Raw genomic sequence first — 19,997 nt, 5'->3', positions numbered from 1 at the left:
CGGCAGGAATTCATTAAAAAGCAGGGTGCTTATTGTTTTGGAAAATCGAATTCGGTGTCTTCGATAGCCACGTTGGTCTCGTATTTGTCCATCACCATCGACATCATGTCTTTACCGTTGGCTTTGGTCGTCACGGTAAAGGGCATGAAAATCCCACCAGGAATTTCTTGGTAATCACTCATGAAGGTTTCTACCGTGGCCCCTTTGGCAGGCCCTTTTTTCGACACCGTCCGGCTCATGATGGGTACATTGTCGGCCACGCTGAAAAAGTAATACACCACGTTTTCTTCAGCCTTGCCATCCACCATGGTGGGTTTGCGGGTCAGCTTCATTTTGTGGCACTCGGTGCCTTCAATGGTTTCTTTACCCTGCAATTCCACCTTGTAGCCTTTGGCGGCGTAGTTCAGAAATGGGTCTTCCAGCATGGCCTCGTCTTTCATGTTCTCGCTGTCTTCAGCGGCCATTTTTTCGGGCTTCATGGTCATCTGGTTGGTGTTCCAGCCAGTGCTGCCGTCAAAACAGGGCTGTATGAAGCTCATGCCTTGAAATGTGGCGGTGGCCTTCATTTTGTTGGGCGCTTTTTGGAGCATCGCAATGGGCAGCTCCATGCCCTGCACTTTGGCTTTGCCGGTGGCCTTCATGCTTTTAATGGCCATCCATTTGTCTTTACCCCCCGTTTGGGCAAAGTATTTGTCAATCACTTCGTCGGCGGTTTGTGCCCGCGCCACCAGCGAACCGGCCACGCAAAAGAAAAGTACAAGCAGCTTTTTCATGTAAATGGTTTTGTTTGTTCAGCAGTTAGTTAACCATCCTAAATTAAGCAATAGCTGCAACAGACGTAAGGATAATTACATAAGCGGTGGGTAAATGGGATTGTGTGCGCTCAGAACACACCAATAAAAAACCCGCGACCAGGTGGGTCGCGGGTTGGCATTCATATCGGTTCGATGTGTATGCTACTAGCTGCTGGCAAGCGCTTCGGCACCACCCACGATTTCGAGAATCTCTTTGGTAATAGCCGCCTGACGCGTCCGGTTGTAGATCAGCTTCAGTTCTTTCAGCAGTTCACCAGCATTTTCGGTAGCCTTGTCCATGGCCGTCATCCGGGCACCATGTTCCGAGGCGTTGGATTCCAGCACGGCTTTGTACAGTTGAATCTTAAGCGTCTTGGGAATCAGTTCGGTCACGATTTCTTCCTCGCCCGGCTCGAACGTATAGTTCACGTTAGCTGTCACGCCAGCCGGAGCGGGCGTCGACACGATAGGCAACATTTGCTCGACGCGAATGATCTGCGTGGCTACGTTGCGGAACTCGTTATACACCACCTCCACTACATCATATTGCCCTTTCACGAATTGATCCATGGCCTCTTCGGCGGCTTCACGAACAGTCGAGAAGCTCAGGTTGCCAAAGGTATTGACGTGCTTGGTGTTTACTTTATACCCCCGACGGGCCATAGCCTCGGCACCTTTTTTGCCAATGGCCATCACCTGCACCGTGCCCCGGCGGGCCTGATCGGCGTATTGCTCGTTGATGCGGGCCACGGCAGCCTTGGCTACGTTGGTGTTAAACGCGCCGCACAACCCCCGGTCAGACGTAACCAGGATCATGAGCACATTTTGCACAGGCCGGGCCTGCTTATAAGGGCTATCTGTAGCCGATTCAGCACCCGCCGACACCGTACCCAGCATTTCACTTAACTTCTGCGCATAGGGACGCATCTGCGTGATGGCGTCCTGTGCCCGCCGCAGCTTCGCCGCCGCCACCATTTTCATGGCTTTGGTGATCTGCTGCGTCGAATTCACCGACACAATCCGGTTGCGTACTTCCTTTAGGTTGGCCATAAACTTCAGTTTGGAAGTTTTTAGTTTAAGGAGTTTTCAGTTGGCTTGCGCAGGCGTATTGCTCTCGCGCAAGCCAACTGAAAACTCCTTAAACTGAAAACTGAAAACTCCTTAATATTTCGCCGTCAGGTCGGCTACAACTTTGCGGATGGCCGTGGTGGCGGCTTCGCTCAAGTTGCCTTTCCGCAGGTCGGTCAGGGCATCGGCATATTGCGTTTCCAGCATCATGCCAAACGCCGATTCAAACTCTTTCACTTTGTCAACGGGCACTTTATCCAGCAAGCCGTTGGTCGAGGCGTAGATGATGGCTACCTGCTGCTCTACCTTCACGGGCGAGTACTGCGGCTGCTTCAGCATCTCCTGGTTCCGACGGCCCCGGTCGATAGTCAGTTTCGTAGAGGCGTCGAGGTCGGAACCGAATTTGGCGAAGGCTTCCAGTTCGCGGAACTGCGCCTGGTCCAGTTTCAGCGTACCGGCCACTTTCTTCATCGACTTAATCTGGGCGTTACCACCCACCCGCGATACCGAAATACCCACGTTGATGGCGGGACGGATACCAGCGTTGAACAGGTTCGATTCCAGGAAGATCTGCCCGTCGGTGATCGAGATCACGTTGGTAGGAATATACGCCGACACGTCACCAGCCTGCGTTTCTATAATCGGCAGGGCCGTTAGTGAACCACCGCCTTTCACCTTGCCTTGCAGGCTGGGGGGCAGATCGTTCATGGCCTGGGCGATGTCGTCGTTCTGGGTGATTTTGGCGGCCCGCTCCAGCAGACGGCTGTGGAGGTAGAACACGTCGCCGGGGTAGGCTTCACGTCCGGGTGGGCGACGCAGCAGCAACGACACTTCGCGGTAAGCCACGGCCTGCTTCGAGAGATCATCATACACCACGAGGGCGGGACGGCCCGTGTCGCGGAAATATTCGCCGATGGCCGCACCGGTGAAGGGGGCAAAGAACTGCATGGGCGACGGGTCGGACGCGGCAGCGGCCACGATCACGGTGTAGTCCATAGCGCCGGCTTTGCGCAGGGTCGCTTCAATCAGTTTCACCGTTGAGGCTTTCTGACCGCAGGCTACGTAGATACAGAATACGGGTTCGCCTTTGTCGTAAAACTCGCGCTGGTTGATGATCGTGTCGATAGCCACGGCGGTCTTACCCGTCTGCCGGTCGCCGATGATCAGTTCGCGCTGACCCCGGCCAATGGGTATCATGGCGTCGATAGCCTTGATACCCGTCTGAAGGGGTTCGGTAACGGGCTGGCGGTAGATTACGCCTGGTGCTTTCCGCTCCAGAGGCATCTCGAACGTTTCGCCCTGAATGGGGCCGTTGCCGTCGATAGGCTGACCAAGGGTGTTTACTACGCGACCCAGGATACCTTCGCCCACGTTCACGTAGGCAATCTGGCTGGTGCGTTTCACGGTATCACCTTCCTTCACCTCTGAATAGTCGCCGAGCAGTACCGCACCGACGTTATCTTCTTCGAGGTTCAGGGCAAGTGCCTGCAAGCCGTTATCGAAGGCAAGCAATTCACCGGCCTGTACTTTAGACAAACCGTAGATACGCGCCACACCGTCGCCGATTTGCAGCACCGTACCCACTTCTTCGAGTTCAGCCTCGGTCTGCGCACCAGCCAGCTGGGCGCGAAGGATAGCTGATACCTCATCGGGTCTTACGGACACCATATAGTCTGAGTAATCGTTAGTTAGAGATCAATTTCTGGCCGCAAAGGTAGGGTTAAAATTTGATAAAACACCGATTAGAAGCCAACAAAGCCCCGCTTTCTTATACTTTTCTAAGATTTCGGGACTATATTGTTGTGACCCCTCGTTAGGTGATTTTGAACCTGTCGCACCGTACTTTTTTTTGAGTAGTGCGTCTGGTCAATTTTGGCTAGATTATTCTACCATATCGGTGTAGTACAGTGTACTAATTTGCTACATTGCCCACAAAACCAAACACGGTGTTGTATGAATCGGCTACTGTTGTTGCTGACAATCAGCTTGGGGCTTGCTCAATGCAAACAGCCCGCCCCTGAGCCTGCTCCCGTTGACTACAAAAAGGAGGCTATCAGGGTCATGAGTGCGTTGAAACCGCAGGTTGTGGGCACTTGGGTGCTGAACCGGGTGCAGATAAATGCCCAACGATACAACATGGCATCTTATGGGGCGAAACTAGTAGCCGACACAACGTTCCAAGATTTCGCCACAATAACCATCCAACAGCCTCTTAAACTCTGGGACACGCCGGAGGACCCTGGTGCGCCTCAATTTTCCGGTTCAATCCGGTTTCGAGGAAAAACGTATCCTCTTTACTTCAGAACGATGGCTGGTTATGAGCGAATAGAGAAGGGTACGGGCTACGTAGCCCTGTTTACACTCTATTATAATTTCCCCAATGGGCCTCTCCCTAATGACCCTGAGCTTCGCTTCTTGACTACGGTAAGAATCGAAGATCACTATTCAATGGAGATCGGGGCGGATGGAAAAACTATGCTTTGGAAGGCATTTAATAACAGCCTGACTCAAATTGACATGCGAAAGCAGTAACCACCTTGTATTAATTAGCTTCCTGCTCGCCCCGGTATTTCACGGCGAGGCCTTCCATGCTGTAGCCGTTGGTAGTGGCTGTGGTGTAGTATTGGTAGGTAACGTTGATGAGGGCAGTGGCTCCCAGGCGCTGGGCTTGCAGGGTCAGTTTGGCCAGCAGGGCATCTTTTTCAAGCATAGAATTGCCCCGGCTCAACATTCGTCCATCGCTTCGTTTCTGGTTGGCCCGGATCGGCACCTCTTCGCTGATATACAGCAGCTTAATGTCATCATACGGCCTACCCGGCTGCTGATCGGCGTAGAACACGTCGATAGGGTATTTGGGGCCGGTCGAGATGGGGATGACGGGGCGAAAACAGCCCGTCAGGGAAAGGCAGAAGGTGATGAGAAAGAGGAAGTAGCGGGGACTTTTCATACGTATTTAGCTGTAAAGACGGGTTGAAACCCGTGGTACGTTAATAAGGAATCCGCATCGGAACCCGGTCTAACACCTCAACAACAACGCGGGGGTAATGGGTGTATTCGAGGGCGTGAATTTTTTCGGCTACGTCATCGGGGGTATCGATGGGGGAAACGGGGCAGGTGGCCTGGAAAATGATAGCGCCTTCGTCGTAATGCTCGTTGACGAAGTGGATAGTGATGCCCGTTTCGGTTTCGCCCGCCGCCACCACCGCCTCGTGCACGTGATGCCCGTACATGCCTTTGCCGCCAAATTTGGGCAGTAGCGCGGGGTGGATGTTAATGATCTGCCCCGGAAACGCCTTGACCAGCGCTGGCGGCACGAGCCACATGAATCCGGCCAACACAATTAGATCAACTTCTTGTCTCTCAAGTAATTGACTGATCCGGTCGGTCTGATAAAATGTAGGACGATCAAACACCAGCACCGGTACGTTCACTCCACAGTCGAACCCACGCCGCGTCCGGTCGATGACCCCGGCGTTGGGATTATTGGTCAGGATCATGCACAGATCAATGTTCTGATTACCAGCAACATACTGAGCAATCTGCTGGGCGTTACTACCCGAACCGGAAGCGAAAATGGCGAGCTTTTTCAAAGGAGAAGCAAGAGATAAGAAGCAAGAGTCAAGATGAGCAAAGGTAGGATCCTTTGATTTCGGATTGGGGATTGCGGATTGCGGATTGTTGCTGACGCGTCCATTTGCGCTACAGCAAGTTGACGCGTCAGCAACAATCGTAATTCGTAATTCGTACATCGTAAATCCAACAATACGCACCAGGGCGGGTTTTATCCTGTTGACTGACCAAAGAACTACTTTATGGAAACCAACCGCGTAAAAAAAATACACGATTTCGAGCAAAGCATCTGGCTCGACCTTATCGACCGGCAGCTGATGAACAGCGGGTCGCTGCAACGCCTCATCGACGAAGACGGCGTGCGAGGGCTGACGTCTAACCCCGCCATTTTCGAGAAAGCTATCAGCGGCAGCTCCGATTATGACGACGATATCCGGCAACTGGCACAAGAGGGCAAATCGAACGACGACATTTTCTACGGCGTGGCCATCAGCGATATCAAGCGGGCAGCGGATATCTTCATGCCCGTCTACAACGACGACGAAGTGGTAGGTGCCGACGGCTACGTGAGCCTAGAAGTATCGCCCCGCCTGGCGCTCGATACCGACGGCACAATTGCGCAAGCACGCGAGCTTTGGAAGGCAGTGAACAAGCCTAACGTGATGATCAAGATTCCGGGAACAGAGGCCGGGCTACCCGCCATTCAGCAGGCCATCGCCCATGGTATTAACATCAACGTGACCCTGCTCTTTGGCCTGGAACGATATGAAGCCGTCGCCGAAGCCTACATTGCCGGGCTGGAAGAACGCGCCGATAAGGGATTGCCTATCAACAACATAGCCTCTGTAGCCAGCTTCTTCCTGAGTCGCATCGACGTGTTGATCGACCCTATGCTGGACCAAAAAGGAGCCGGTGATCTGATGGGTGAAGTGGCTATTGCGTCGGCCAAGAAAGCGTACGAAATCTACAAGCGCGTGTTCAGCAGCGACCGTTTCCAGAAACTCCGCGACAAGGGTGCCGTGCCGCAACGCCTGCTTTGGGCTAGTACAGGCAGCAAGAACCCGGCGTTTTCGGACGTGAAATATGTAGAGGCTCTGATTGGTCCTAAAACGGTAAACACCCTGCCCCTGGAAACCCTCGAAGCCTACCGCGACCACGGTCAGCCACAGGCGCGTCTGGAACAGGACATGGACCACGCCACACAGGTACTGGCCCGTGTAAAAGAACTCGGCATCGATCTGTTGGCCCTGACTACGCGACTCGAAACTGAGGGCATCGACAAGTTTATTAAGCCCTACGATAAGCTGCTGGCCGCGATTGACGAGCAGAAAAAAGCGCTGGTGTAGGGGTGGTCAGAAGGCAGGTTGTCTTCAGGCGAGGAGCCACCTTACCCCCGGCCCCTCGCCCGGAGTCAAACTGCCTATATAAAAAGACCTACGACAACACTTCTTTCTCTTCCATCTCTTCGGCATTGCCCGCCAGTACGGCCTGGGCTTTTTTCACCACGTTTTCCACCGTGAAACCAAAGTAGGCCATCACCTCCTCGGCGGGGCCGGAGAGACCGAAGCGGTTCATGCTCAGCGAAGCGCCTTCGTCGGTGACGTATTTGTGCCAGCCAATGGGCGACCCCATTTCTACCGACAGCCGCTTACGGATTGTGGGCGGCAAGACCTCGTGCTGGTAGGCTTTATCCTGTTTCTCAAACAATTCCCATGAGGGCATGCTCACCACGCGGGCTTTCACACCCTGCTTTTGCAGCTCGGCCTGGGCTTTCATCACCAGTTGCACTTCCGATCCGGTGGCAATCAGGATCAGTTCAGGCGTACCACCTTCGGCTTCGCTGAGGATGTATGCACCTTTCTCCACGCTCCGCACCGAGCCGTATTTAGTCTGGTCGAGTACGGGTAATTTCTGCCGCGACAAAATCAGCACCACGGGCGTTTTGGGTTGCAACATCGCCACGCGCCAGGCCTCCACGGTTTCGTTAGCATCGGCCGGGCGAAGTACAATGATGTTGGGAACGGTGCGGAGGCCAATCACCTGCTCTACGGGCTGGTGGGTAGGACCGTCTTCGCCGAGGCCGATGCTGTCGTGGGTGAACACAAACGTGGCCGCCGATTCGGCGAGGGCGGTGAGGCGAATGGCCCCGCGCATGTAGTCCGAGAAATTCAGGAACGTGCCGCCGTAGGGCCGCACACCGCCGTGTTGCGACATACCATTGAGGGCCGCGCCCATGGCGTGTTCGCGTACGCCAAACCAAATATTGGTATCCTGATACCGGTCCGGCTGGAAACTGATATCACCCTTAGTGGGCATCTCGTTGGACGAGGCCAGATCAGCCGAACCACCAAACAGGTATGGAATACTGTCTTTCAAGGCCAGCAGGGCTTTCCCTGATGCCTGCCGCGTGGCCATGTCGCCGTCGGCGGGGGTGAATTTGGGCAGGTTGGCATCCCAGCCGTCAGGGAGCGATTCGGCACCGGCAAACGACGTCTTGAACAGTTTCGCTTCTGCCGAAAACTGCTTTTCGTAAGCATCAAATTGCGCCAGCCACTCATACTGCGTGGCTTTTCCGCGATGACCCAATTCGAGCAGGTGGGTGCGCACATCGTCGGGAATGACAAACGACTGGTTGGGGTCGAAGCCGAAGAACTCTTTGGTTTTGCGCAGGTTTTCGTCACCCAGCGGGCTACCGTGCGTTTTGCTCGTGCCCTCCTGCGGACTGCCAAAGCCAATGATGGTCCGTACGGCAATAATAGACGGGCGGTCGTCAGCCTGCGCGGCACGGATGGCGGCTTCGATGGCTCCCAGATCGTTACCGTCGGCCACTTGCTGCGTGTGCCAGCCGTAGGCATCGAACCGGGCCATGCGGTCTTCGGTAAAGGCCAGATTGGTGGGACCATCCAGCGAAATCAGGTTGTCGTCGTAGAGGTAGATCAGCTTGCCCAGCTTCAGGTGGCCCGCCAGCGAGGCGGCTTCGGAGGCGATGCCTTCCATTAGATCACCATCGCTGACAATGGCGTAGGTGTGGTGGTCCATAACGGTGTGGCCTTCCTTATTATAGGTCGCAGCCAGGTGCGCTTCGGCCATAGCCATACCCACGCCGTTAGCAAAACCCTGTCCCAGTGGCCCGGTAGTCACTTCCACACCCGCCGTCAGGTTTGATTCGGGGTGGCCGGGCGTCTTGGAATGGAGTTGGCGAAACCGCTTTAACTCTTCGAGCGGCAGGTCATAGCCGTACAAATGCAACAGGCTATACAGCAACGCCGACCCGTGCCCCGCCGACAGCACAAAGCGGTCACGGTTGGGCCAGTGGGGGTCTTGCGGATTGAAATTCAAGAACTTAGAAAATAGCACATAGGCCATTGGAGCAGCGCCAAGTGGCAAACCGGGGTGCCCCGAATTGGCCTGCTGCACCATGTCGACAGACAATAGACGAATGGTGTTGATGCTCAGTTGGTCAAGATCGACAGCGTGATCAGTCATGGTTTTCGAGGTTGTTTTCAGGTCGTAACCCATTTGTTGGGTAGACTGCTTATTAATTCGATTGGAAGGGGGAGGCACTGGTCATTGGCTTCGCTGTCATTCAATGGCCATTCAGTAGTCATTCATTGTCTTCACCGCTACTAACTATTGAATGACCATTGAATGACAGCGAAGCCAATGACCAATGACCTATTTCACTTTACCTTTGCCCCGTCATGCTCACAACCCACAACCTGACGTTCGCCTATTCGCCCACGAAGCAGTTTCAGTTTCCCGACATTGCCTGCGCCAACCGTGAGGCACTGCTGATTTTGGGGCAGTCAGGCACGGGCAAAACCACGTTGCTACACCTGCTGGCCCTGTTGCTGACACCCTCGGCGGGGTCGGTAACGATCAATGATACGGATCTGACTACGCTTAGCGCCGCCCAGACCGCCGCCTTTCGCGCTGCCAATATGGGCATTGTGTACCAGAGACCGCATTTCGTCAGTTCACTATCGGTGATGGACAACCTGCTGTTGGCCAACTACTTAGCTAATAAAACAGAAGCTAAAGACCGCGCCCGTGAATTAGCTTCGCAGTTGGGTTTCGCCGATCAGCTTGGCAAGCGGCCCAACCAGATGAGTCAGGGCGAACAGCAGCGCGTGAGCATTGCCCGCGCTGTGATGAACCAACCCGCCCTGATCCTCGCCGACGAACCCACCTCCAGCCTCGACGATGAAAACGCCACACGCGTGATCGGGTTGCTACGCCAGCAGTCGGAGCAGATCGGGGCCAGTCTGGTGGTGGTCACGCACGATCAACGGCTGAAAGATGCCTTCCAGAACCGCGTTAGTTTAGAAAAATAAACCGCCCACCTTATGCGTAAAGCACTACTGATCCTGCTCCTGTTGCCGCTTCTGGCCGTAGGGCAAAACCGTAAGAAAAAAGACTACCTCGTCACGCTCAGCACCAGTTTTGGGCAGATGCGGTTTGTGCTCCACGACCAAACGCCCAAGCACAAAGCCAACTTTATCCGCCTTGTCGACAGTAGTTATTACGACGGATTGCTGTTCCACCGGATCATCGAGAAGTTCATGATTCAGGGTGGCGACCCCGACTCGCGCACGGCGGTGGCGGGGCAGGAACTGGGCAACGGCGACATTGGCTACCTGGTGCCTGCTGAGTTTGTCCCTACGCTTTTTCACAAAAAAGGAGCCATCGGGGCCGCCCGCGACGACCGCCCCGACAAGGCATCGAGCGCGGTGCAGTTCTACATTGTGCAGGGCCGTGTCTGGACCGACGCCGATTTGCAGAAGCAGATCGACCGGGGCCTGGCGCGGGGGGCCAAACACGACTTTACCGACGACCAGAAACAGGTCTACAAAACACTTGGCGGCACCCCCCACCTCGACGGCAACTACACCGTGTTCGGGCAGGTAATCGATGGCCTCGCCGTAGTCGACAGCATTGCCAAACAGCCCCGCAACCCCAAAGACCGCCCCCTCGCCGACATCAAAATGACGATGAAGGGCGAGTGGGTGAAAAAGAAAAGGATTACGAAACAGTACGGATATGTTTATTAGTCATTCGCTGCGCTGTCAATAGTCAGTGGTCATTAGGTTTCGCTGTTATTCAATAGTCATTCATTGCATTTACGACGAATGACTATTGAATAACAGCGAAACCTAATGACCACTGACTATTGACAGCGCAGCGAATGACGCGAAGCAAAATGAAAATTCTCATTACCGGTGCCAACGGCCTGCTTGGTCAGAAACTGGTCGGTCTGCTGGCGCAACAGACTGATGTTGACCTGATTGCTACGGCGCGTGGCGAAAACAGACTGCCCTTGCAGGGGGGCTATACCTACCGCGCTATGGACATCACCAACCGGCAGCAGGTGCTCGACGTGATCACCGACGTGCGGCCCGATGCGGTTATCCACGGTGCAGCCATGACGGATGTGGACAAGTGTGAACTGGACAAAGATGCCTGCTGGGCGCAGAACGTGACCGCCACCGAACACATCGTGGAAGCCTGCCGGGCGGTGGGTGCTTTCCTCTGTCACGTCTCTACCGATTTCATTTTCGACGGCACCGCCGGACCATATACCGAAGAAGCCGAGGGCAACCCCATCAGTTTCTATGGCTGGAGCAAATATGCCGCCGAAAAGGTGGTGATGCATTCGGGCTTGAACTGGGCCATTGCCCGGACGGTGCTGGTCTATGGCATTGCCCATGACATGAGCCGTAGCAACATCATTCTCTGGGTGAAAAAATCGCTCGAAGATGGCAAAACCATCAAGGTTGTAACTGATCAGTTTCGCAGCCCAACGCTGGCCGAAGATCTGGCCCAGGGCTGTGCACTCATTGCCCAGAAACGGGCCACGGGCATCTTCAATATTTCGGGGAAAGACGTGCTGACGCCCCACGAGATGGCCATCCAAACCGCTGATTATTTCGGCCTCGACAAGTCGCTGATTACCGAAGCCACCGCCGCCACCTTCACCCAAACCGCCCGCCGCCCACCCCGCACGGGCTTCATTATCACCAAAGCCCAGCGCGAACTGGGCTACGCGCCACATAGCTTCTCGGAAGGTATTGCCGTTTTGGCAGAACAGATGAAGTAGTGATCGATTTAGTGGGCTAGTGGGCTTCGCTCGCTAGGCCCCTCGACTGCGCTCGGGGTGACAGGCCACTATAATACTATAATAGATTCTTGAGTTGATTCAAGATAGTTGTCACCCCGAGCGCAGTCGAGGGGCCTAGCGAACGAAGCCCACTAGCCCATCAACTCAACAGCTCAGTTCATCTACAAGCTAAAACCGCATCACCAGCCCTACGCCGAGGCCCTGTTTGGCGGGGGTTAGTTGCAGGCTGGTGCCTTCGCCAGCGCGGTAGCGGGCAGCAGCGCGGAAACGAATCGTGGCTTTGTGGCTCAACACCGCCGAGGTAATACCCAACAGCAGCCCGCCCCCTGCCAGAGCCGCACCCACAACCCGGTCGCCGCGGTCGTTGCGGTCATTTCTGATGCCGTTCGGGCCGAAATCGTCAGGATCATTGCTACGGCCAAAACCGCCGTTGCGCCCACCCCGTTGGCCATAGGCTGCCAGGGCAACCCCTGTAACGATCAACGCCACCGCCGGAATAGCCGTAACCAGTGCCGCCACCCGCAACTGCCGTCCGCGCTGTAACGCCCGCAGGGCATCGGGTTGGCCTGCCATCATAGTACGCGCCTCGCCGTAACCCAGGCGTGTACCCTGACCGTCGACGAAATAATTGCTAAACAGGCCGCTATGGTAGCGCAACCCAACCAAAGCAGGGGCCGCGCCACCCGGCATGCCCGGTCCACGGTCGCCAAGACGGTCAACACCCGGTCGTAGCCGCCCCTGCCGACGATTCATATTCCGGTACGCCGGACCGCCGTTGGGTTGGCCAGGCATTAGTTGAGGAGCGGGTGCCTGCGGTTGTTCCGCCAGCACGTCTTTAGTACCGTTGGCGTATTTGATCAGAAACACCTCGCCCGCCGTCATGGTGTAGATCGGCCCGTCTGGGTTGTCGGCGCGTTTGTATTTGATCTCGGCCTTCGAGACCTCCAGCACCTTGGCCGACACTTCCTGGCCGGTTTTCAGGATAATATTGTCCTGCGCCCGGCCTGCAACGGCCACTAGCATCAGTAGACAAAGGCAAATAAGCTTGTTCATAGGTAGCGCAAAAGCGAAGTGATATAGCCGCCGGACCACCATTGGCCCCGGCGTTTGTATAGCCATACGCAGCCTGATAGGACAACCGTTGCTCACCCGCTCAGGAAATACTTATTTTTAGCCGCTCTTTATGAAAAACACGCACCTCGCCCATCTCGTGGCCCTCGCCGGCACGTTGGCTACCCAACTCCCACTGTCTCTTTCGGCCCAAACCACGCCGAAATCACCTGTCATTATTGGCTACGTTACCGGCAACGGATGGACTAAAGACCAGATCGAGGTGCAGAAGCTGACCCACATCAACTACGCATTTGCCGTGCCCGCCGCCAACGGAAAACTAGCCCCGCTCTCAGCCAACGATTCTGTCAACCTGGCGAACCTCACGGCCCTTCGTGCCCGGAAAAAAGACCTCCGTATTCTGCTGTCCATTGGCGGCTGGGGCGGCTGCAAGTATTTCTCCGACGTGGCCCTGACCGAAGCATCGCGCAAAACATTCGCCGACGATGCCGTAGCCATGCTAAAAAAACACCACCTCGACGGACTCGACATCGACTGGGAATATCCCGCCCAGATTGGCGACAACAACATCTTCAGACCGCAGGACAAACAGACCTATACCCTCCTGCTCAAAGCCCTCCGCGACCAGCTCGACCAGCAGGGACGGCAGAATAACCGACTGAAAACCAACCATTACCTCCTCACGTCGGCCACGGGAGGTGACAGTGCTTTTGTGAGCCATACCGAGTTGGGCAAGGCGCAGCAGTACCTCGATTTTGTGAACATCATGACCTACGACCTCTACCACGGCAACGACAAAGTGACGGGTCATCACAGCCCCCTGGGGCAGTCTAAGAAAGAGAAGCAGGGCCGAAACAGCAGTATGTCGGCTGTAGAGGGGCATATCCGGGCGGGGGTGCCAGCGTCGAAAATTGTGCTGGGGCTACCCTTCTACGGGCGCGGCTGGACCAACGTAGCCGATAAAGACAACGGCCTGTACCAACCTGCCGCGGGCAAACACCTCTTCATCAGCCACGACGAGCTGGTGGATAAGTACATTGACAAAAACGGCTTCACCCGCTACTGGGATGCCGACGCGGGCGTCCCCTACCTCTGGAACCCTATGACCCACACCTTCTTCACGTATGAAGACGAAGCATCGCTGGCCAGAAAGACGGCTTACGCAAAAGCCAAAGGCCTGGCCGGGGTCATGTTCTGGGAATACACCTATGACCTGAAACAAAAAACCCTGCTCAACGCCGTCGTGCAGGGTCTTTGACGCGGGCATGCAACAGCTAGATCTGTTACTTATAAACGTAACAACACCTAGACTACCGAGAAAATGTTTAGACTACTGCTTGAACCACTAAAACACTTAAAACATCATTCTGAGTGCTTGATTTATCGTCTGCTAGTCGAAGGACATATATAAGTACTAGCTCAATACATCAGCCGTCGAGCAGAGAAAAGAGATTCCCTTCTTTTGCAAAGCCTCTGCTAATTTTCGGTCGCCAGTCCACAGACGTGCTCGTAAATGAATGGTCAGGGCAACGTAATATATGTCGCGCGGATCAATATCAGCAACTAGCAAACGAGCCTTATTAACGACATCAACCGGCAACAACGATTCACTCTGAAATTCAACGCGATTCAATATCCCTAATAGGAAATCTAAAAAGTCAGGCTCATCCAAACCCGACAGTTTCACCAACTTGTCTTTGTGTTTAAATAATTCGACATACAGAAAGTGACAACTCACCAGTCGATACCGTTCGCTAGCCTCAAGAAGCGCAAAAGCGATTTTGCCTTGCTGGGTAATCAGCGCGCTCATTAAAATATTGGCATCAACAACAATGATTGGCTTCATTCTATCAGACAGCCAATGTTAGGCAGTAGGTGGTGTAGACGCCCCATTTGCCTGTTGATTCCACCAGTTCTCCATCAATTCGTCAGCCAGTTGGTTTGCTTCCTGAGCCGTACCCTGCAGGCGACCCGCTAATTCGTTTAACCGAAGCGTACGAATGAGTCGTTCAATTTCATCAGCCGTGAACGCAGTGCGGTCAAGTCGGATGACATATTCTGTTGATGTTGTTTCTACTCGCATGGCCTTGCTTCACATTGCGTTTCACCTAACAGCAAAAAAGCACTTAACATTACCTGCTAAGTGCTTAATTTTTAATGTGGGAGTTGAGGGATTCGAACCCCCGACCCTCTGCTTGTAAGGCAGATGCTCTGAACCAACTGAGCTAAACTCCCTTCTACTGCCGCCCTTCTTTCGTCGTTTGGTGGTGCAAATATAGGGGGCTAGAAGGCCGTTTTGCAAGCTCTGGGGCAAAAAAAGGTTAACTTTTTCGTAACACACTGACCGCCAACAGGGTTAGCAGACCGCGCTGTACCCTACTCGAAATTGAGGTAGAGCGTGATGGTGTGGGTGGTGAGGCGCTGAATATTGGCGGCGGCGGGGGTGCTGGCACCAGGCTTAAACGCGTTGACCAGGCTGTGCGAGAAACGCAGCTCCGGGGCAAATTTGAAATACTCCAGAAACTGCTCGAACCCAACGCCATATTCCAGTGAGAGGTCGGTGCTGGCGGTGTTGGGTAGTCCCTGACTGGTGTCTTCGCGGCGTTTGCGGTTGGTCTCGATCCCCAACGACGCCCCGCCAATGAGATACATCCGCGAGTTGACCCGCCGCGCCGATTTGTATTTAAGCAGCAACGGCAACTCCACCCAGGCCGACTCAACCAGGTTGGCTTTCTCGGTACCGTCGGCGAAGGTGTAGTTGATCGACCGGCTGATGATAGAAATGCCGGGGTTGGTGCGCAAATCGAAGTTATCGTCGAGGAAGGCGTTGACCAGAAAACCTACGCGCAACAGGCCCATGTTGTTGGGCGACGTGATCCTGACAACGGGGTTAGGGTCGGTGGGGGTGGCCGTGGCAAACGCGGGCGCGTAGGTCAGGCCATAGCGGGTGGTGGGCAGACCGAAATAGAAGCCGAAATGAATGGGCTTAAAATCGTAGTCCTCCTTAAACTTCCGGGTGTACTTGTACGTCGACGATTGGGCGGTGGCTGTTTGGGCGGCCACAAGTAGCAATATAGCTGTGATAGTCAGCCTGTTACGGCTTCGTTTTCCTAACCAAAAGGGGCTGGCCAGGTGGTTAATCAGGGTTTGTGGCCAATGTAAATCGACGCGACGCCGAAGGTGAGCGGTATCCATTTGGTGTTGGTAAATCCGGCGGCTTCGTAGATGCGCAGGAAGTCGGGACCGTCGGGGAAAGCCTGCACCGATTCGGGCAGGTAGGTATAGGCCGACGCGTCTTTGCTGACCATGCGCCCTACCAACGGCAGGATAGTCCGGGAGTAAAAACCGTAGAATTGTTTGAACGGAAACTGGCGCGGATTCGAGAATTCCAGCACCACGCAGGTACCGCCCGGACGTGTCACCCGACACATGTCGGTGAGGCCCTTCTGCAAATTTTCGAAGTTACGCACACCAAAAGCAACGATGACGGCATCGAAATCATTGTCTGGCAGGGGCAATCCTTCCGAATCGCCCGACCGCATGTCGATGATCTGGTCTACACCGCGCTGCTTCATTTTCTCGCGCCCAACAGACAGCATCCCTTCTGAAATATCCATGCCCACGATGGTATCGGGCTTCAGCGCCAGGGCTTCCAGGGCAAAGTCGCCGGTACCGGTGGCAATGTCGAGAATGCGTTTGGGGGGCGTAGTGGCGGCTTTGCGCAGTTCTCGAATGGCCCGTTTCCGCCACAGAATATCAATACCACCGCTGAGCACGTGATTGAGCAAATCGTATTTCGGCGAAATGCTATCGAACATCTCGGCCACCTGCTCGCGCTTGGAGGTGTCTTTGTCTTTGTAAGGAAGTACGGCCATGTTTAGTATCAATGTATAATGTACAATGTATAATGTACAATGAGGCTGGTCCGTCTCTATAGATCAAGAGCAAGCAGCATTGTACATTGTTCATTATACATTGTTCATTGTGTTCAACTGCCTGTTGTATGTGAAAGTTTCGGCGGAGGAACGGGGGTTTCGTAACTTGTCGGCATACAACCACCTCTTCATCATGAATCACGCCGCCTGCCTGCTTACCGGGCTAACCGCCTCGCTCCTACTGGCTTTTGCGCCCGGCCCGCCCGACAAGAAAATTGCCAAACTGCACCAGCGCATCCTGACGCTCGATACTCACGCCGACGCGCCTATTATGCTCCAGAAAGAGGGGTTCGACGTGGGCAAATCGCACGACACCAAAGCCGACGCGTCGCAGATTGATTTTCCGCGCATGAAAGCCGGCGGCATGGACGCCATGTTTTTTGCCGTCTACACCGCCCAGGGTCCCCGCACGCCCGAAGGCCACGCCGAGGCCAAACGCAACGCCCTGAACCAGTTTGCCCTTATCAATGCGGCGCTGAAGAGATACCCCGACATGGCCGAACTGGCCGTTTCACCCGCCGATGCCTACCGGATCGAGAAAGCGGGCAAGCGGGCCATTTTCATCGGTATGGAAAACGGCTACCCCGTGGGCGAAGACCTCAGCCTGGTGAAAACCTATTACGACCTGGGGTGCCGCTACATCACGCTGTCGCACTTTGCCAACAACAACATTGCCGATTCGGCCACCGACCCCGATGGTCCGTTGCACAACGGCCTGAGTCCCTTTGGCAAGCAGGTAGTGGCCGAAATGAATCGCCTTGGCATGATGATCGACATCTCGCACGTGTCGGACAAGTCGTTTTATGACGCCCTGGCTCTTTCGAAAGCGCCCATGATTGCCTCGCATTCTAATTGCCGCGCCCTCTGCGACTTCCCCCGCAACATGACCGACGACATGATTAAGGCCCTGGCTGCCAAAGGGGGCGTGGTGCAGGTTAATTTCGTAAGCGACTACCTCCGCAAACCGTCAGACGCTCACCGGCAAGCCCTCACCAGCCTGCGCATGGCTGGATTGGGCAAGGCACAGACCGATGCGCAGAAAGCCCGTCAGCAAGCCCAAACCGACTCAGTGAAGCGCGTTTACGCCTCAGAACGCGCCAGCCTAGCCGACATCGTAAACCACATCGACCATATTGTGCAGCTTGTGGGCATCGACCACGTAGGCATCGGCTCAGATTTCGACGGGGGCGGGGGTGTCAATGGCCTCGAAGACGTAAGCCAGATCGAAAACCTCACAGGCGAGCTGGTCCGCCGGGGCTATTCTGATAAGGATATTGCCAAAATTTGGGGTGGCAACCTGCTGCGGGTGCTGGCACAGGCGAAACAGTGAGTTGGCAATATCCGGCGCAGGTTACGTACTTTTGCGGGTTGGTTGTATAGTCTACGTTTGTACATCAATCAGCCCCAACAGACAGACCACCGTTCCTTCGTGAAGTTTATCCGCCAGCCTTTTCTTTGGGTTACCAACCGCATTTCGGCGGTACAGTCGGCTCACCCCCGGAGTCAGCGGGCATTAAAAAACTCCATTGCCAGCGTATTGGTGAAGATTGGCAATGTATCCTTGTCGTTTATTCTGGTCCGAATCACGTTGGAATTACTCAAGGAAGAGAAGTACGGCATCTGGACGGCCATTAGTTCGCTCGTTACGTTTGCTTCGTTTTTCGACATTGGCCTAGGCAATGGATTGCGCAACCGGCTGAGTGAGGCCGTTGCCAAAGGAGATAATATCACTGGCCGGGCCTATGTCAGCACGGCCTACCTGTTATTTACGGTGATTCAGTTTGGGTTTCTAATACTAGCTGCCGGACTGATCTACGTTATTCATTGGAAATCTGTACTCAATTTTCGGTTATCAGACAGCTACGTAAGCCTGCTAGTGCTCATTACGTTAGCGGGCTTCTGCATGAAGCTTGTCCTTGATGCAGTATCATCGGTCTTGATGGCATTGCAACAAACGGCCCTATCTAATCTCATCTACCTTGTTGTCAATATAGGTTTGGTGTTGGGGATATGGGTTTTAACGCTGGGCGGTTACCGTAACCTACTGTCGGTCTCTATTATGACGGCTGTTGTGCCGGTGATTATTATCCTGGGGTTCAGCATCTATTATTACCGCACCCAGCTACGCGATTATGCGCCGTCTTTCAAGGCCATAGATTTCAGCACCCGCCCGAAACTGATGAACCTGGGGCTGAAATTTTTCATCATCCAAATCGCTGGCGTGGTCATTTTCTCGACAGATAATGTAATCATTTCCAAGCTGTTCGGCCCGAAGGCGGTGACTGAATACAGCGTTGTGTTTCGGTACTACAATGCCGTCAGTTCATTGTTTACCGTCATCATTTCGCCATTCTGGTCGGCCTTTACAGAAGCGTATGCCAAAAATGACATGGCCTGGGTTCAGTCGGCCTACCGGCGTATGCAACGCAGTTGGTTCCTGATTTTCGGTACGGTGCTCATCATGTTTTTGGTGTCTGGGTATGTGTATCAACTCTGGCTGGGTGACAGTTTTAAAACAACCTGGTCATTGAATGCGCTGATGGCCATTTTTGTGCTTATTGCCTGCTGGAATAACATTACGGTGACGGTACTAAACGGCTTTGGTAAAGTGAAATTACAACTCTTCACCGCCGTAGCGGGGGCCATTATCAACCTTCCGCTATGCGTTTATTTTGGGCGAAACCTAGGCCATGGCAGCAAGGGCATCATTATGGCATCGTCCATATCGCTGCTCTTTGGCACAGTGTTGGGCACTATTCAGGCCGACAAGCTGGTATCTAGACGAGCACGGGGGATCTGGGCGAAATAAAAGACTACAGGACAGATCTTGGCAGCAATCTTGAATTTGTACAAATTAGCTACCTGCCAGGGTGCGTCGAAACTTTCAACGGTTTGCTTCGTTAAGCAGGTAAGTCAGCGTAGGTAATGAAATCCATTGTAGCCGTTTTATTGGTACACCTCATGTTGGGCAGCAACCTGCTTCCCGGCTTTGGCATCGACCAGTCGGCGCGATGGGTAGAGTTAATCAATCATTACCAGGAACATCGCCAAACCGACCGGCAACTGGGGCTATACGATTTTCTGGTGATGCACTACGGGGCAAACTCCGAGCACCAGAAACACCCCCGGCACAACCACCACAATTTGCCAACGGCGGGTCAGCCGGTTTCTGTTTTCACACCTACTATACTGATCCTTAGCGCAGAACCTTCGCTGCTATCAATCATTCACGTGGCCAAAGCCACCTTTTTTCGCAAGGCCGATCTCTACGCCTTTGCCGCGATTCGTTCGCTCATCAATCCCCCCCGACGGTAAGAATTTAGTCATTTCGCTGCGCGGTCATTAGTCATTCGCTGCGCTGTCATTTAGTGGTCATTCGGTAGTCATTTATTGTTTTTACAACGAATGGCCATCGAATGACCACTAAATGACAGCCCAGCG

19 protein-coding genes and 1 tRNA gene are annotated in these 19,997 nt (G+C 54.2%); 9 read left to right on the top strand and 11 right to left on the bottom strand.

The annotated features are described in order from the left end of the window. Positions 1-29 precede the first annotated feature (29 nt). From J2I48_RS18830 to atpA, 3 genes are all read right to left on the bottom strand, one after another. Entirely contained in the window at positions 30-773 is a 744-nt protein-coding gene (locus J2I48_RS18830) for a LolA-like protein (protein ID WP_207337035.1), read from the bottom strand. 186 nt (positions 774-959) lie between these two features. After that, positions 960-1,844: an ATP synthase F1 subunit gamma gene (gene atpG, locus J2I48_RS18825; protein WP_207337034.1), complete on the bottom strand. Its 885-nt coding sequence runs from the start codon at positions 1,842-1,844 to the stop codon at positions 960-962. Positions 1,845-1,955: 111 nt separating this feature from the next. Continuing rightward, positions 1,956-3,530: a F0F1 ATP synthase subunit alpha gene (atpA, locus tag J2I48_RS18820; protein ID WP_207337033.1), complete on the bottom strand. Its 1,575-nt coding sequence runs from the start codon at positions 3,528-3,530 to the stop codon at positions 1,956-1,958. A 285-nt stretch (positions 3,531-3,815) separates the two neighbouring features. On the opposite strand from atpA, the gene J2I48_RS18815 reads away from it, so the two are divergent. Beyond that, a complete protein-coding gene (locus J2I48_RS18815; RefSeq protein ID WP_207337032.1) occupies positions 3,816-4,394 on the top strand; it encodes a hypothetical protein in 579 nt (192 codons plus the stop codon). A gap of 10 nt (positions 4,395-4,404) precedes the next feature. On the opposite strand, the gene J2I48_RS18810 is transcribed toward J2I48_RS18815, so the two are convergent. Further along, the gene (locus J2I48_RS18810) at positions 4,405-4,809 is read right to left on the bottom strand and encodes a hypothetical protein (RefSeq protein ID WP_207337031.1); all 405 of its coding nucleotides are present in this window, start codon (positions 4,807-4,809) and stop codon (positions 4,405-4,407) included. A 40-nt stretch (positions 4,810-4,849) separates the two neighbouring features. Beyond that, entirely contained in the window at positions 4,850-5,452 is a 603-nt protein-coding gene (gene purN, locus J2I48_RS18805) for a phosphoribosylglycinamide formyltransferase (protein ID WP_207337030.1), read from the bottom strand. Positions 5,453-5,674: 222 nt separating this feature from the next. On the opposite strand from purN, the gene tal reads away from it, so the two are divergent. Beyond that, positions 5,675-6,778, top strand: a complete 1,104-nt coding sequence (gene tal / locus J2I48_RS18800; protein ID WP_207337029.1) for a transaldolase — start codon at positions 5,675-5,677, stop codon at positions 6,776-6,778. Positions 6,779-6,866: 88 nt separating this feature from the next. Here the strand turns inward: tal and tkt are convergent, their stop codons facing one another. Further along, positions 6,867-8,918 (bottom strand): transketolase, encoded by a 2,052-nt coding sequence (tkt, locus tag J2I48_RS18795; RefSeq protein WP_207337028.1) that lies wholly within the window; start codon positions 8,916-8,918, stop codon positions 6,867-6,869. Between the two features lie 215 nt (positions 8,919-9,133). Here tkt and J2I48_RS18790 point away from each other — a divergent pair, with 215 nt between their 5' ends. The 3 genes from J2I48_RS18790 to J2I48_RS18780 all read left to right on the top strand — a co-directional run bounded on the left by J2I48_RS18790 (position 9,134) and on the right by J2I48_RS18780 (position 11,529). Continuing rightward, complete coding sequence (locus J2I48_RS18790) at positions 9,134-9,766, top strand: ABC transporter ATP-binding protein (RefSeq protein ID WP_207337027.1); 633 nt, start codon at positions 9,134-9,136, stop codon at positions 9,764-9,766. Positions 9,767-9,778: 12 nt separating this feature from the next. Then, positions 9,779-10,483: a peptidylprolyl isomerase gene (locus J2I48_RS18785; protein WP_207337026.1), complete on the top strand. Its 705-nt coding sequence runs from the start codon at positions 9,779-9,781 to the stop codon at positions 10,481-10,483. Positions 10,484-10,632: 149 nt separating this feature from the next. Beyond that, entirely contained in the window at positions 10,633-11,529 is an 897-nt protein-coding gene (locus J2I48_RS18780) for an SDR family oxidoreductase (protein ID WP_207337025.1), read from the top strand. A gap of 189 nt (positions 11,530-11,718) precedes the next feature. On the opposite strand, the gene J2I48_RS18775 is transcribed toward J2I48_RS18780, so the two are convergent. After that, positions 11,719-12,669: a hypothetical protein gene (locus J2I48_RS18775; RefSeq protein ID WP_207337024.1), complete on the bottom strand. Its 951-nt coding sequence runs from the start codon at positions 12,667-12,669 to the stop codon at positions 11,719-11,721. A gap of 64 nt (positions 12,670-12,733) precedes the next feature. Between J2I48_RS18775 and J2I48_RS18770 the strand changes: the two genes are divergently transcribed. Continuing rightward, positions 12,734-13,879, top strand: a complete 1,146-nt coding sequence (locus tag J2I48_RS18770; RefSeq protein WP_207337023.1) for a glycoside hydrolase family 18 protein — start codon at positions 12,734-12,736, stop codon at positions 13,877-13,879. Between the two features lie 156 nt (positions 13,880-14,035). Here J2I48_RS18770 and J2I48_RS18765 read toward each other — a convergent pair whose 3' ends face one another. The 4 genes from J2I48_RS18765 to ubiE form a co-directional block, all read right to left on the bottom strand. Continuing rightward, positions 14,036-14,467, bottom strand: coding sequence for a PIN domain-containing protein (locus J2I48_RS18765; RefSeq protein ID WP_207337022.1), 432 nt, complete (start codon positions 14,465-14,467; stop codon positions 14,036-14,038). Positions 14,468-14,781: 314 nt separating this feature from the next. Further along, positions 14,782-14,856: transfer RNA gene (locus J2I48_RS18760), tRNA-Val, on the bottom strand. A 141-nt stretch (positions 14,857-14,997) separates the two neighbouring features. Then, positions 14,998-15,816, bottom strand: coding sequence for a type IX secretion/gliding motility protein PorT/SprT (gene porT / locus J2I48_RS18755; RefSeq protein WP_207337021.1), 819 nt, complete (start codon positions 15,814-15,816; stop codon positions 14,998-15,000). Then, a complete protein-coding gene (ubiE, locus tag J2I48_RS18750; protein WP_207337020.1) occupies positions 15,762-16,496 on the bottom strand; it encodes a bifunctional demethylmenaquinone methyltransferase/2-methoxy-6-polyprenyl-1,4-benzoquinol methylase UbiE in 735 nt (244 codons plus the stop codon). Before ubiE ends, porT begins: the two co-directional genes overlap by 55 nt. Before the next feature lie 193 nt (positions 16,497-16,689). On the opposite strand from ubiE, the gene J2I48_RS18745 reads away from it, so the two are divergent. The 3 genes from J2I48_RS18745 to J2I48_RS18735 all read left to right on the top strand — a co-directional run bounded on the left by J2I48_RS18745 (position 16,690) and on the right by J2I48_RS18735 (position 19,871). Next, positions 16,690-17,886, top strand: coding sequence for a dipeptidase (locus tag J2I48_RS18745; RefSeq protein WP_207337019.1), 1,197 nt, complete (start codon positions 16,690-16,692; stop codon positions 17,884-17,886). A 99-nt stretch (positions 17,887-17,985) separates the two neighbouring features. Then, a complete protein-coding gene (locus J2I48_RS18740; protein ID WP_207337018.1) occupies positions 17,986-19,365 on the top strand; it encodes a lipopolysaccharide biosynthesis protein in 1,380 nt (459 codons plus the stop codon). A gap of 116 nt (positions 19,366-19,481) precedes the next feature. Beyond that, positions 19,482-19,871 carry a hypothetical protein gene (locus J2I48_RS18735; protein WP_207337017.1) on the top strand — a complete coding sequence of 130 codons (390 nt, stop codon included), beginning with the start codon at positions 19,482-19,484 and terminating at the stop codon, positions 19,869-19,871. The last annotated feature ends 126 nt before the right edge of the window (positions 19,872-19,997 follow it).

It is taken from the genome of Fibrella aquatilis, assembly GCF_017353255.1.
Classification (GTDB): Bacteria; Bacteroidota; Bacteroidia; order Cytophagales; family Spirosomataceae; genus Fibrella; species Fibrella aquatilis.
The sequence above is the reverse complement of the archived record's forward strand: the minus strand, read 5'-3'. Positions and strand labels throughout refer to the sequence as shown.